Below are 13,667 nucleotides of genomic sequence, written 5' to 3' on the forward strand. Positions count from 1 at the left end.
ATTAACGAGACCGTAACAGGCCCTTGACCCAGCCCTGCTCGCTGTTCCAGTCTGTGCACGTTCACAGAGAAAGCTGGAGGTATGCATGCGTGCCACACGCCTCGGAGCCGCCCTGGCCGCAGCGCTCGCGACCACCCTGACCCTCGCAGGATGCGGCGGCGGCGGCGAGCCCGCCGGCGCTCCGGAGGCGGCGGAGTCGCAGGCCCCGCAGGGCCCGGTCAAGCTCACGTACTGGACATGGGCCCCCAACATGGACAAGATCGTCGATATCTGGAACAAGGCCAATCCCGACATCCAGGTGACGGTCAGCAAGCAGGCGGGCGGCGACGACGCGGCCGCCAAGTTCCTCACCGCGGCCAAGGCCGGCAACCCGCCGGACCTGGTGCAGGCCGAGTACCAGCACCTGCCGTCGTTCGTGGCGGCCGACGCGGTGGCCGACCTCAAGGCCGAGACCGGGGCCGTCAAGGGCGAGTTCGGCGACGGCGTGTGGGGGCTGGTCACGCTCGGCACCGAGGGCGTGTACGCGGTCCCGCAGGACAGCGGCCCGATGATGCTCTTCTACCGCCAGGACCTGTTCGACAAGTACGGCATCGAGGTGCCGAAGACCTGGGACGAGTACGCCGAGGCGGCCCGCGCCGTGCGCGAGCGGGACTCCGGCGTCCACCTGGGCACGTTCTCCAGCAAGGACCCGGGCGCGTTCGCCGGCCTGGCCCAGCAGGCGGGCGCCCGGTGGTGGTCGATCAGCGGCGACGCCTGGAAGGTGGACGTCGCCGACGCCGCCACGGTCAAGGTCGCCGACTACTGGGGCGGCCTGGTCAAGGAGGGCGCCATCGACGACATGCCCTACTTCACCCCCGAGTGGAACAAGGCGCTCAACGACGGCAAACTGCTCACCTGGCCGTCGGCGGTGTGGGCGCCGGGCACGCTGGAGAGCAACGCGCCCAAGGCGAAGGGCAAGTGGGCGATCGCCCCGCTGCCGCAGTGGACCGCCGGCGAGAACGCCACCGGGTTCTGGGGCGGCTCGTCCGTGGCCGTCGCCGCCAAGTCGCCGCACCGGGCCGCCGCCGCCCGGTTCGTCACCTGGCTCAACACCGACCCCGAGGCGCTCGACGCGCTGGTGAAGCAGGCCGCGATCTACCCGGCGGCCACCAAGGCCCAGTCGGCGCTCGGCGAGGCGCCCGCCTACTTCGGCAACCAGCCGGACTTCTGGCAGCAGGCCGCGCAGTACGCCGCCGGAGCGCGCGGCTTCACCTTCGGGCCGAACGTCGGCGTCACGTACAACGCCTTCAGGGACGGCTTCGACAAGGCGCTGCAGGACGGCAGCCCGTTCGCCGACGCCGTCCGGGGCATGCACGAGGCCACGGTCGCCGACATGCGCAAGTCCGGGTTCTCGCTCGCGTCATGACGCGCCCCGTGAAGAGGCGGCGCGCCGCGCGCCGCCCCTCGCTCGCCCCGTACCTGTTCCTCACCCCGGCCGTCGTGCTGTTCACGCTGTTCCTGGCCGTGCCGATCGGCTACACCGGCTACCTGGCCACGCGCCGGACCCAGGTGTCCGGGTTAGGGCTCGGCAGCGGGTCGCGGCGCGAGGTGTCCGCCGGGTTCGGCAACCTCGCCGCCGCCGTCACCGACGGCGAGCTGTGGGCCGGGTGGCTGCGGGTGCTCGGGTACGGGACGCTCGTGCTGGTCGTGATGCTGGGGCTGGCGCTGCTGTTCGCGCTGGCCCTGGACTCGGCCCGGGTGCGGCTGGCCCGCTTCACCCGGATCGCGATCTTCCTGCCGTACGCGGTGCCGGGCGTGGCCGCCTCCCTGCTGTGGGGCTTCCTCTACCTGCCGTCGCTGAGCCCCATCCGGGCGGTGCTGGACGTGGACCTGCTCGGCGCCACCACGATCACGTACTCGATGGCGAACGTGGCGGTGTGGGGCGGGACCGGCTTCAACATGCTGGTGCTCTACACGGCGCTGCGCGCGGTGCCGCGCGACTACTACGAGGCGGCGCGGCTCGACGGCGCCTCCGAGACGCGGATCGCGCTGCTGATCAAGATCCCGCTGCTGCTGCCGGCGCTCATCCTGACCACCGTCTTCTCGATCATCGCGACGATCCAGGTGTTCACCGAGCCGACCACGCTACGGCCGTTCACGAACACGATCAGCTCCACGTGGAGCCCGCTGATGAAGGTCTACCGGGACGCGTTCGTCACCGGAGACCTGTACTCGGCGGCGGCCACCTCGATCGTCATCGCGGCGATCTCACTCGTCCTGTCGTTCGGATTCCTGCGCGTGGTCCGCGACCGCGCCTTCGGGGAGGGCTGATGGCGGCGACCGCGACCCGCCGGTCCCTGGGCCTGGCGCCGACCGCGCTGCTGCTGCTCGGCGCGGTGTACTGCCTGTTCCCCGTGAGCTGGGTGGTGATCGCGGCCACCAAGTCGCCCGGCGAGCTGTTCACCACGCCGACCCTGGCGCCGGGCACCGGCTTCTTCGGCAACGTGGCCGAGCTGTTCGCCTACCGCGACGGCGTGTTCTGGCTGTGGCTGCTCAACACCCTGCTGTACGCGGGAGGCGGCGCCCTGCTGTCGACCGCCGTGTCGGCCGTGTCGGGGTACGCCCTGGCCAAGTTCCGCTTCCCGGGCCGGACGGTGATCTTCAATGCGCTGATCGGCGGCGTCCTGGTGCCGGCCGTGGTGCTGGCCATCCCCCAGTACCTGCTGTTCTCGAAGATCGGGCTGGCGGACACGTACTGGGCGGTGCTGCTGCCGCAGATCCTGCACCCGTACGGCATCTACCTCGCCCGCGTCTACGCCGGAGCCGCCATCCCGGACTCGCTGCTGGAGGCGGGCCGGATCGACGGCGCGAGCGAGTGGCGGCTGATGTCGCGAGTGGCGGTGCCGCTGATGGCGCCCGGCCTGGTCACCATCTTCCTGTTCCAGTTCGTCGCCATCTGGAACAACTTCCTGCTGCCGTTCATCATGCTGGGCGACGACGGCAAGTTCCCGCTCACGGTCGGGCTCTACACGCTGCTGATGGCCGGGTCCAACCAGCCGTCGCTGTACAACCTGATCCTCACCGGGGCGCTGCTGTCGATCATCCCCCTGATCGCGCTCTTCCTCACCATGCAGCGATACTGGAGGACAGACCTGTCCTCCGGAGCGGTGAAATGAAGCGCCCTACCATCCACGACGTCGCCGCCGCCGCGGGCGTGTCCCGCGGCACGGTGTCCCGGCTGCTCAACGGCGACCGCTACGTCAGCCCGGCCGCGCGGGCGGCGATCGAGCGGGCCATCGCCGAGACCGGCTACGTCGTCAACCGCGCGGCCCGCAGCCTCGTCACCCAGCGCACCGGCTCGGTGGCGATGGTGCTGTCGGAGCCCGACCAGATGCTCTTCGAGGACCCCAACTACAGCACGCTCATCCGGGTGGCGATCCGCCGCCTGGCCGAGCGCGACATCTCGCTGGTGATGATGCTGGCCGGCAACGAGGGCGACCGCGACCGGGTGATCCGCTACCTGCGCGGCGGACACGCCGACGGCGTGCTCCTGGTGACCACCCACGCCGGCGACCCGCTGGCCGACGCCGTCGCCGCCGCAGCCCCCGCCGTCTCGTGCGGCGCGGTCATCGGGCGCGAGAACGTCATCCCGTACGCGGCCGCGGACGACCGCCTGGGCGCCCGGCAGATGACCGAATACCTGGTGAGCCGGGGCCGCAAGCGGATCGCCATGATCACCGGCCCGATGGACACGCCGGGCGGCATCCAGCGCCTGGAGGGCTTCGCCGACGTCCTGGGCCGCAAGGCGTCCAGGAAGCTCATCGCGCACGGCGACTGGACCCAGGCCAGCGGCGAGCGGTCGATGACCGAGCTGCTGGAGCGCGCCCCCGACCTGGACGCGGTGTTCGTCGCCTCCGACCTGATGGCCGCGGGCGCCCTGACGGCCCTGCGCGCGGCGGGGCGGCGGGTGCCGGACGACGTGGCGGTGGGCGGCTTCGACGACTCGTCGGTGGCCACCTCCACCCTCCCGCCGCTGACCACGATCAGGCAGCCGCTGGCGGAGATGGCCGAAGCGACCATCGACCTGCTGCTCGCCCTGCTCGACGGCGCCGAGAAGCCCGCCCCGGTGGTGCTGCCGACGGAGCTGGTCATCCGGGAGTCAGCCTGACCGCGCGAGCGGGTCCGGACACTACCCCTTCTCCCGTGGGTCGGCCAGCGAGATGTCGTAGATGGAGACCCATGAATCGTCCGTGAGCGCCGGATAGATCTCGCCCAAGTCATGGCGCATGTGATCAAGGCTCTTGAAGCCGTCGCGCTCAGCGTCGACGCGCGTGAGGTCGCCGAAACGCTGGTAGCGGATGCCGCTCACCCGGACGTGCTCCGCCGGCGTGGTGCGATCGCCTGGACTGTAGTCGTAAGTTTCGAACAACGGCAGGACATCGCTGATGGGGATCTCGACGGCACCCTTCCTGAAACGGATCGTCGTGACCTTCCTGCCCTCCCGCAGCCACGTGAGATAGGGGCCGTAGAGCGGGAGCTCAGTTCTGACGAAGACAACGGAGTCCGTCATGAGCTGCAGACGTCTGATCACCGAGGACACGGGCAAATGATCCGCCTCGAAGACCATTTCCTCACCCGCCGCCGACACCCGCAGGTCAAGAGCGCGCAGGGAGCCTTCCAGCGGGAGGTCGGCAAGCATAGGCGACAACGACTTGACCACGATGAACCGACCGATCCCAAGAACGTTGATCGGCATGTCCCGGAAAGCCTCCAGCGCCTGAGGGAGGGTTTCGACGATCGGCTCGCCACCCGCGTTGAAGCTGGTGTTGAGCAGCACAGGGATGCCGGTCTGCTCGGCGAAGCTGCTGAGGATGCGAGTGATGGCCTCGCCGTCGTCCTCGTCGACCGTCTGGACGCGGGAGGTGCCATCGGCGTTCACCACGGCAGGCAGCTCCCTCACGGCCTCCGGGGTTGCACGAAGCGCGAAGGACATGAAAGGGCTGTCATGCGCGGGTGCGAACCACTGATCCATCCTGCCTCGGAGAACGGTGGGGGCGAAGGGCATGAACCAATCACGTCGTTTCAAGGCATTCAACTCGGAAGTCACATCAGCCCGTCGTGGATCGGCGAGAATACTTCGTGACCCGAGCGCGCGCGGGCCGAATTCGGATCTCGCCTGGTACACACAGACAACTCCACCCGAGGCGAGAAATCCGCCCATCAGCCGGGAGAAGTCGGATGTCTCGAAGACCACGTATGAGGAAAGGCCTGCATCTTTGAGACTGCCGGCCACCGACGTCGAATCAATCTTCACAGGCGGTCCTATGCACACGGTGGAACTTTTCGCCAGGAGAGGCAGGGAAGAGCTTAGACCAATATCGGCGAGCGTTGCATAGACGTTTCCGAGACATTGACCTTCGTCTCCCGGCGCGCTTGGGACGTGAACTCCACTCGGGAAGAGGTCGATAAGCCTGCCGTTCAGCACCACATTGTGCGCGATCCCGCCGGCCAGGCAGAGACGATCGATATTCACCCTTTTGCGAAGCCAGGCGAGCTTACGTACAAATGCATCCTCTATGGCATTTTGTACGAACGCGGCGACATCACGATGAATGCGGAGGATCGCCTGGCCGGGCACGCGTGGTTCACCGAAATCCAGGCCAAGAGCCCGCCCCAGTCGGTCGATCATCCCGATCGGCTCGGCCGGATCGTTGACCAGCGGCGAGACAAGGCCGCCCGCACCGTCCAACTCGAACAACCCACCCTTGAGCGCCCCGCGACGGCCGTGCCCGGCGAGCGCCATGGTCCGCGACGCGTATGCGGAGGAGTGCCACCCCAGGAAATAGGTGAACGCGCGGTACATCTCCCCCGGGCCGACGGCAAAAGGCGCCTCGAAGTCCCGGCCCAGCAGTTCGAGGCGTCCGCCGGACCCGACATAGTAGGAGATCTGTTCCCGAGGCTGCTCCCACCAGCGTCCGGTCGGCGCCTCCCCTTCGCTCAGAGTGTTGCCGCCGCCGTCGGCCACGACGACCAATGCGCTGTCCAGCCCGGACCCGAAATAGGCCAGGCAGGCGTGGGAGTAGTGATGTCCCACCGCTCGCACCCGTTCATCGCCTTCGAGGGGATGGCCCGTCAGCGCGGCGGATCTGGACTCACAGCACGTACTCACGGCGATGTGGTCGACGGCGTCGAGATCCACGCAGCCCTGCTCGACGAGAGCCGTCAGGGAGGCGCTGTAGCCTCCCGCGTACTTCTTCCCGGACGCGCGCTCCTCTCCCAGGGCCACCAGCGAGCCGTCGTCGAAAACCGCCGTACCACCCAACCGGAGCGCCTTACCCGACAGTGTGCTGCCTTTGTTGACACCGATGATCTTCATTTCCCAACACCCCACGGCCAGGAGGGCCAAATGGTTGCCAGCGTTTTGGATGGCCCTGTGAGCGTGAGGACGAAAATCACCACTGCGATATTGCGGACCAGCTCCGAGGGCAGCGGATAAAGCTGCGGGACGAACATCGACACCAGACTGACCACGAGTGTCGCTAGAGTCGCGACGAGCCGCAGCGGGCTGGACGAGCGAACCTTGAGCGGTAGATAGATCGAGGTTCTCGCACTCCGCTCGGTGGCGGCGTCGGGAACGTGCGGGATCTCTATGGCAGTTCGTTCCCCGGGCTCCAGAGAGAGGACGCGGAGGACGAACGTCAGCATGTCGTACTTTCCGACGGACTGCTGAACCGACCGCAGCGCGACGACGTGGCTGGCGAAGGTGTTGATTTCGATACTGTGCGAGGAAACCGGAGCGTCCGGCGGCTCCGGAATCTGCTGGAAGACCTTTAACGAGTACACCGTGTTCGGTCGCACGACCAGAGACTCCTCCACGACCGGCGCGGGCGAACCGCTCTGGTCGAAAAGACCCACGATCTTAAGGAATTCGATAGACTTGTAAGCTGGTGCTGTCGCCACGCCGGCAACCACATTGCCCCATGCCGTGAGGTCGTCGGCGTCCGCCGTAGGGATTACCGTGCCCGCGCTGCTGCGGAAGACGGAAGGGCTTTCCAGAGGCGCGCCCAGCGGACCGGGCAGCCAAGGGTGCTGATCGGCGAAGGCGGCCGTCCGCGCAACTATCTCCTGCTGGCGAACATTCGGCGCCACGGAGTACTGGACGAGCCGGCCCAGCAGATATTCGAAGTAGACAACGCGTCCGATGCGCTGCACCGTCTCGAAGATCCCCCACCGGACCGGGATCAACTGACTGTTCTCAGGATCCCGCAGTATGAGCAGGACCCGGTCGCCCTTCGCGTCCTCGATGTCGTCACGAAGACTCGGATCGATCCATCGAGAGTCGAATCTGCTGCGATAACGGAACCCGCTGGGCAGCGCGAGTATTTCGTTGAGGTCGAAGCAGTAGGGGCGATGCGCATGGATAATCAAGCATACGTGGTCTCCGCGTGGCTCTCGATCCACGATTACTCCACGCTCCCTCGCGAAAACGGCCTTTCGAGCCTCTCACGCACGAAGGCGCATTTGCCCCACCATAGCAATAGTGGGACCTTTTGTGAACACAGTAGAGACTTCTCCCTTACGGACGGGCAACAAAGTCTGATATATCTCCTCCAAGTAGGATTCTTCATCGTCCCGAATACGGATATCGCCGCCCCCGCCATCGCTTACGATCCCGCGGCCACGCCGGGGCGTCCGGCCCTGCCGACGTGTCCTGCCAGGCGGATGTGGAAGAGTTGCTGTCCATGGAACAGCGGGTGTTGGGACGTACCGGACGGCAGGTCGGCGTGGTGGGCCTGGGGGCCTGGCAGCTCGGGGCCGACTGGGGGCAGGTGAGCGAGGACGACGCGTTCGCGACGCTCTCGGCGGCGGCGGACGAAGGGGTGACGTTCATCGACACCGCCGACGTCTACGGCGACGGCCGCAGCGAGCAGATCGTCGGCCGGTTCGCCCGCGAACGTCCCGGCCTGACGGTGGCGACCAAGATGGGCCGCCGCATGGACCAGGTGCCCGGCAACTACGTGATGGACAACTTCCGCGCCTGGAACGACCGCTCACGCCGCAACCTCGGCGTCGACACCATCGACCTGGTGCAGCTGCACTGCCCGCCCACGCCGGTCTACTCGTCGGACGCGGTGTTCGACGCGCTCGACACGCTGGTCTCCGAGCAGCGGATCGCCGCGTACGGGGTGAGCGTGGAGACGTGCGAGGAGGCGCTGACCGCGATCGCCCGGCCCGGCGTGGCGACAGTGCAGATCATCCTGAACGCGTTCCGGCTCAAGCCGCTGGAGCGGGTGCTGCCCGCCGCCCGTGAGGCCGGCGTCGGCATCATCGCCCGGGTGCCGCTGGCCAGCGGCCTGCTGTCGGGCCGCTACGACGAGAACACCACGTTCGCGCCCGACGACCACCGCACGTTCAACCGCCACGGCGAGTCCTTCGACGTGGGCGAGACGTTCTCCGGCGTCGACTTCCGCACCGGCCTGGAGGCGGTGCGGCGGCTGGCCCCGCTGGTGCCCGAGGGGGCGACGATGGCGCAGTTCGCGCTGCGCTGGATCCTCGACCAGCCCGGCGTGTCGGTCGTCATCCCGGGCGCGCGCAACCCCGCGCAGGCCGCCGCCAACGCCGCCGCGGCCGCGCTCGCGCCCCTTCCGGAGGAGACGCTGCGGGCCGTGCGGGACGTGTACGACGAGCTCATCCGTCCGCAGATCCACGACCGCTGGTAGGGGGCGACCGTGCCGGGGCGTCGCGGGAGCGGGCGCGGGTTCCCCCGTGCCGATGACGGGGCGCGGGCCCCTGGAGCCGGTCGATGAGCGGGCGCGGCGTCCTGGTCACCGGTGCGTCACGGGGCATCGGGCGGGCCGTCGCGACGGCGTTCGCGGAACGGGGCGACCGGGTGGCGATCCATCACCGCGGCTCGCCCGCCCTCGCCTCGGGCCTGCTGGACGAGCTGTCGGGCGAGGGACACGCCGCGGTCCAGGCCGACCTCGCCGACCCCGAGGCCGTGCGCCGCGCCGTGGACGAGGCGGCCGGCGCGCTGGGCGGCATCGACGTGCTGGTGAACAACGCCGGCGTGTTCCTCCACCACCCGGTCACCGACGTCACCTACGAGGAGTGGCAGGCGGCCTGGCGCAAGACGCTGGACCTCAACCTGATGGGGGCGGCGAACACGATCTGGTGCGCGCTGCCCCACATGCGCGAAGGCGGGCGCGTCGTCAACGTCTCCTCGCGCGGCGCCTTCCGCGGCGAGCCGGACAGTCCCGCGTACGGCGCGAGCAAGGCGGGCCTGAACGCGCTCACCCAGTCGCTCGCGGCGGCCCTGGCGCCGCGAGGCATCGCGGTGACGGCGGTCGCGCCCGGCTTCGTCGAGACCGACATGACGACCGAGCACCTGAGACCGCCCAGGGGCGACGAGATCCGCGCCCAGAGCCCGTTCGGCCGGGTGGCCCGCCCGGCCGAGATCGCCGCCGCCGTCCTCTACCTGGCCGCGCCGGAGGCGGAGTGGGCCAGCGGCACCGTCATCGACCTCAACGGCGCCTCGTACTTCCGCTAGCGCCGCCTGTCCCCCGGCGGGGTCGCCCTATGCTGGCGACCCATGGCGGTCGACGGTGACTACGGGGTGCCAGGTTCGCTGGACAGGGTGCTGCGGGCGGTGGCGGACGAGCGGGTGGCGCAGGACCGGCGGTGGGGCGTCCAGGAGGGGCTCGCCGACGGGACGGGCCCGCGAGGCGGCGAGGAGGCCGTGCGGGCGAGGCGGGAGACGGAGCGGGCGTCGCGGGAGGGCCGGCTGACCTGGCGGCACATCCTCGAGGAGGAGGTGCTGGAGGCGTTCGCCGAGGAGGACCCCGACCGGCTGCGGGCGGAGCTGACGCAGGTGGCGGCGGTGGCGGTCAAGTGGCTCCAGGACCTCGACCGGCGGGCGGGACGCGACCGGTTCCGGGCGATCGTGGACGTGCACGTGCTGCTGGTCCGCGACGGTGAGGTGCTGCTGGCGCGACGCTCCGGCACCGGGTACGCCGACGGGCTGTGGCATCTGCCGAGCGGTCACCTGGAGGCGGGCGAGTCGGTCAGGGCGGCGGCGGTGCGGGAGGCCCGCGAGGAGGTGGGCGTCCGCGTCGACCCCGCCGATCTGGCCTTCGCGCACGTGGTGCACCGGGCGCCGGAGCGGGTGGGGCTGTTCTTCGTGGCCGGGACGTGGGCGGGCGAGCCGTACAACGCCGAGCCGGACAAGTGCTCCGAGATCGGCTGGTTCCCGCTGGACCGGCTGCCGGAGGACATGGTGGGCTACCCGGCCGAGGCGCTGCGCGGCATCCGGGGCGGGGAGGCGTTCGGCCTGTACGGGTTCTAGCCGCGTTCCAGCCGGGCGAATACTCGACCCGGCCGACACCGGCACGGACGGCACCGGCACTGGCGGAACCGGCCTGGACGACACCGGCGCGGGGCGCGTTCCCGGTGGCGTTCCCGCGCGGCGGCGATCTCGCGCCTCGCGGGACAGGCCGTGACCGGCCTGTCCCGCGAGGTGCTGCTACTCGGCCAGGGCGGGCGCGTCGCGGAACTTCTCCGCCACGGCGGCCAGCGAGGCCCGGGTCACGTCCGGCGCCTCACCCCGCTTGTCGGCGGGCAGCGGGGACACCTTCTTGCACGCCGACGGGTAGCGGTCGCAGTAGCTGCTGGCGGTGCCGACGGTCGTGGCGTTCAGCATCGCGTGCCCGACGGCCCTGGTGAGGGTGTCGGCGCCGGCGTTGAAGATCTCGTTGAGCCGGCGGGTGTCGGCCGGGTTGTTGACGCGCAGCGGGGTGCCGCCGCCGGTCGACATGGCGAAGATCGTGTCGCCGTCGCCGAGCGTGTGCATCGGGTTGATCGCGCGCGACAGGCCGTCCTGGGCGTTGCCGGCCATCCGGGCGGCGGCGGCCTTCTCCAGCGGCGCGTTCGTGGCCACCACCGCGATCGTGGTGTTCATCGACGGGCCGTTCGCCGTGGCCGGGCGCGGGCACTCCTTCGCCTTGGGCGTCTGCAGCCCGCGGTACTCGCCGGCCAGCTCGAAGCGGGCGGCGAACAGCGAGCAGTCGCGCGGGTCCACCGCCGAGCCGACCGAGTTCACCACGACGATGGCGCCGACCACGGTGCCGTCGCTGAGGATGACGCTGGCGGTGCCGACGCCGCCCTTCAGCCCGCCGGCGCGGGCACCGGTGCCTCCGCCGACGACGCCCTGCCGTACCGGTCCGTCCTTGAGCGCCTGGGCGGCCAGGTAGCCCCATTCGGGGGCGGTGCGGGCCTTGAAGTCGCCGCCTCTGCCGAGGTCGAAGATGTCGGCGGCGGGGACGATCGGCGCGACTCCCGAGCCGACCCTGACGCCTTCGCCGCGCTCCTCCAGCCAGCGGATGACGCCGTCGGTGGCGGCCAGGCCGTACATGCTGCTGCCGCCGAGCATCACCGCGTTCACTCCGGGGTTGGAGTTGAGCGGGTCGAGCAGGTCGGTCTCCTTGGTGGCGGGCGCGCCGCCGCGCTGGTCGACGCCGGTGACGGCCATCTGCGCGGGGTAGATCACGGTGGTGCCGGTGAGGTAGGGGGCCTTGGCCGACTGGACCTGACCCACCTTGACGCCCGGTACGTCGGTGATCGCGTTGTTGCGGCCGGGAAGCCCGGGGGTGTCCGCCCTGGCGATCTGTGCGGCGGTCTGCGTGTCGGCCTGCGCGTCGGCCTGCGCGGTGGCTCCGAGGTTGGGGACGGTGAGCACCAGTGCTCCGGCCAGCAGTGCGACGAGGCGTGGCTTCATGGATCCCTCTTCCAGTGTGGTGCAGGGCAGGGACGCGGCCCGTGCCCGAAGCTCACCCCGTGGGGGACGGGGTGCGGGGGGTCATGGATCTGGTTCGGCCAGGGATGGAGAGCGCTACTGAGTGCACTGAGGCTACTGGTCGGACCAGCAGAGGTAAAGATCCCTTTGTGGAGTTTCACGATTAAGTGTGCGGAAAAGCCGGGTTATGTCAGGGGATGCGCACCACGAGCATGGCCACGTCGTCGTCGTTGTCCTCGGGGCGGACCGCCGTGAGGAGCGCCTCGCAGAGGGAGCCGAACGGCCGGTGCGCCAGCGCCAGGGCCTGCCGGCTCAGCCGCTCCATCCCCTCGTCCAGGGAATGGCGGTGGGACTCGATCAGCCCGTCGGTGTACATCACGACGGTGGACCCGGGCGGCAGGTCGACGCGGGCGTCGACCCGGCGGGGGCGCAGGCCGGTGCCGAGCAGGGGCCCGCCGCCCGCCTCCAGGAACCGGGTCCGCCCGTCGCTCCGCACGAGCAGGGGCGGCGGATGGCCGGCGTTCGTCCAGCGCAGCCGGAACCGCCCGCTCTCCAGACGTTCCAGACGGGCGTAGACGACGGTGGCCATGGTGTCCTCGGCGATGCGGGTCACCGCCCGGTCGAGCCGGTCCACGATCACGCTGGGCGACTCCTCGCCCTCTCCCGCGTACGCGCGCAGCATGTTGCAGACCTGCGCCATCCCCGACGCCGCGTCCAGGTCGTGGCCGACCACGTCGCCGATGACCAGGCCGATCACGTCGCCGGGCAGCACGAAGGCGTCGTACCAGTCGCCGCCGACCTGGGAGGCGCGCGGCGCGGGCAGGTAGCACGCGCCCATCTCCACCCCCGGCACGCGGGGCAGCTGCGGCAGCAGGTGGCGCTGCATGGTCTCCGCCACCCGCCGCTGCCGCTCGTACAGGCGGGCGTTGTCCAGCGCCAGCCCGGCCCGGCGGGCGATGTCCTCGACGAGCAGCAGGTCGGCGGTGGTGAACGGTTCCGGCCGCGCCGAGCGGCCCAGGGTCATGGCCCCGACCGCCTCGCGCACCCCGCGGATCGGCGCGATGCACGCCGAGTGCATGCCCGTCGCCCGGAACAGCTCCCGCTGGACCAGCGCGATGTCCGCGTCCGGGGGGCCCTGGTAGTTCTGGGGGCCGGCGAGTGTGGCCGTGACGCCGCGCAGCGCCCGCGACAGCGGCATCGAGGACCCCCGCGGCACCGGCGGCATCGGGCCCTCCAGGTCCTCCCGGTGCGTCCAGTCGCCGTTCTCGTAGCACACCACCGCGGCGCGCGACACCCCGCCCTCCTCGGTGAGCAGGTCGATCACCGCCCAGTCCCCCAGCAGGGGCACCACCAGGCGCACGAGCTGACGGAGCGTCTCGCCGGCGTCCAGGCTGGAGGTGAGCGTCGTGGTCGTCTCCGCGAGCAGGGCCAGCCGATCGAGCTCCGGCAGCGAACCCGTCGCGATCCGCGCGCCTTCCTCCTCAAGCACCGGGGAGCCGGCCTCGTGGAAGAGGATCAGCGCGCCGTTCGGGTCCCCGTCGACCCGGCAGGTGGTGACCACCCAGGACACCCGCAGCAGCGAGCCGTCGCCGCGCTCCAGCCACTCCCGCTCGCCCTGCGCGGTGCCGCCGGTGAGGAGGGGCTGGCGCATCACGCACCGGCTGCGCGGCAGGGGCTCCCCGCGCTCCCCGCGGTGCAGCAGGTCGTGGGCGTCCCGGCCCAGCAGGCTGTCGGCGGGCCGGCGGAGCATCCGCTCGGCCTGGGCGTTGACCACGACGATGCGCCCGTGGGCGTCCACGAGGTAGACGCCCGCGTCGCACCGGTCCCACCAGCGCTCCCCTGCGTCCGGCCAGGACTCCAAGGCGTCCTCTGGCACCCGCATCACCGGCACTCCTTCCTT

At 70.3% G+C, this 13,667-nt stretch carries 11 protein-coding genes; 7 read left to right on the forward strand and 4 right to left on the reverse strand.

All coding sequences use genetic code 11. The features are described 5' to 3' along the window. Positions 1-85 precede the first annotated feature (85 nt). From OUY22_RS01275 to OUY22_RS01290, 4 genes are read left to right on the forward strand one after another with little or no spacing between them, the layout of a single operon-like run. Positions 86-1,405, forward strand: coding sequence for an ABC transporter substrate-binding protein (locus OUY22_RS01275; protein ID WP_270152808.1), 1,320 nt, complete (start codon positions 86-88; stop codon positions 1,403-1,405). Then, positions 1,402-2,310, forward strand: coding sequence for a carbohydrate ABC transporter permease (locus OUY22_RS01280; RefSeq protein ID WP_270152809.1), 909 nt, complete (start codon positions 1,402-1,404; stop codon positions 2,308-2,310). The genes OUY22_RS01275 and OUY22_RS01280 overlap by 4 nt, the downstream gene beginning before the upstream one ends. Continuing rightward, positions 2,310-3,155: a carbohydrate ABC transporter permease gene (locus OUY22_RS01285; RefSeq protein ID WP_270152810.1), complete on the forward strand. Its 846-nt coding sequence runs from the start codon at positions 2,310-2,312 to the stop codon at positions 3,153-3,155. Before OUY22_RS01280 ends, OUY22_RS01285 begins: the two co-directional genes overlap by 1 nt. Then, positions 3,152-4,147, forward strand: coding sequence for a LacI family DNA-binding transcriptional regulator (locus OUY22_RS01290; protein ID WP_270152811.1), 996 nt, complete (start codon positions 3,152-3,154; stop codon positions 4,145-4,147). Before OUY22_RS01285 ends, OUY22_RS01290 begins: the two co-directional genes overlap by 4 nt. Before the next feature lie 21 nt (positions 4,148-4,168). Here the strand turns inward: OUY22_RS01290 and OUY22_RS01295 are convergent, their stop codons facing one another. After that, a complete protein-coding gene (locus OUY22_RS01295) occupies positions 4,169-6,355 on the reverse strand; it encodes a carbamoyltransferase C-terminal domain-containing protein (RefSeq protein ID WP_270152812.1) in 2,187 nt (728 codons plus the stop codon). Next, positions 6,352-7,407, reverse strand: coding sequence for a hypothetical protein (locus tag OUY22_RS01300; RefSeq protein ID WP_270152813.1), 1,056 nt, complete (start codon positions 7,405-7,407; stop codon positions 6,352-6,354). The genes OUY22_RS01295 and OUY22_RS01300 overlap by 4 nt, the downstream gene beginning before the upstream one ends. 314 nt (positions 7,408-7,721) lie before the next feature. Between OUY22_RS01300 and OUY22_RS01305 the strand changes: the two genes are divergently transcribed. The 3 genes from OUY22_RS01305 (at position 7,722) to OUY22_RS36740 (ending at position 10,321) form a co-directional block, all read left to right on the forward strand. After that, positions 7,722-8,699, forward strand: a complete 978-nt coding sequence (locus OUY22_RS01305; RefSeq protein WP_270152814.1) for an aldo/keto reductase — start codon at positions 7,722-7,724, stop codon at positions 8,697-8,699. A gap of 83 nt (positions 8,700-8,782) precedes the next feature. Continuing rightward, positions 8,783-9,526, forward strand: a complete 744-nt coding sequence (locus OUY22_RS01310) for an SDR family NAD(P)-dependent oxidoreductase (protein WP_270152815.1) — start codon at positions 8,783-8,785, stop codon at positions 9,524-9,526. 42 nt (positions 9,527-9,568) lie between these two features. Then, entirely contained in the window at positions 9,569-10,321 is a 753-nt protein-coding gene (locus tag OUY22_RS36740; RefSeq protein WP_333486580.1) for an NUDIX hydrolase, read from the forward strand. A 177-nt stretch (positions 10,322-10,498) separates the two neighbouring features. Here the strand turns inward: OUY22_RS36740 and OUY22_RS01320 are convergent, their stop codons facing one another. After that, complete coding sequence (locus OUY22_RS01320) at positions 10,499-11,749, reverse strand: P1 family peptidase (RefSeq protein WP_270152816.1); 1,251 nt, start codon at positions 11,747-11,749, stop codon at positions 10,499-10,501. A gap of 208 nt (positions 11,750-11,957) precedes the next feature. Further along, positions 11,958-13,649, reverse strand: a complete 1,692-nt coding sequence (locus OUY22_RS01325) for a SpoIIE family protein phosphatase (RefSeq protein WP_270152817.1) — start codon at positions 13,647-13,649, stop codon at positions 11,958-11,960. Positions 13,650-13,667: the final 18 nt, after the last annotated feature.

This window comes from Nonomuraea corallina (genome assembly GCF_027620315.1).
GTDB classification, from domain to species: Bacteria; Actinomycetota; Actinomycetes; order Streptosporangiales; family Streptosporangiaceae; genus Nonomuraea; species Nonomuraea corallina.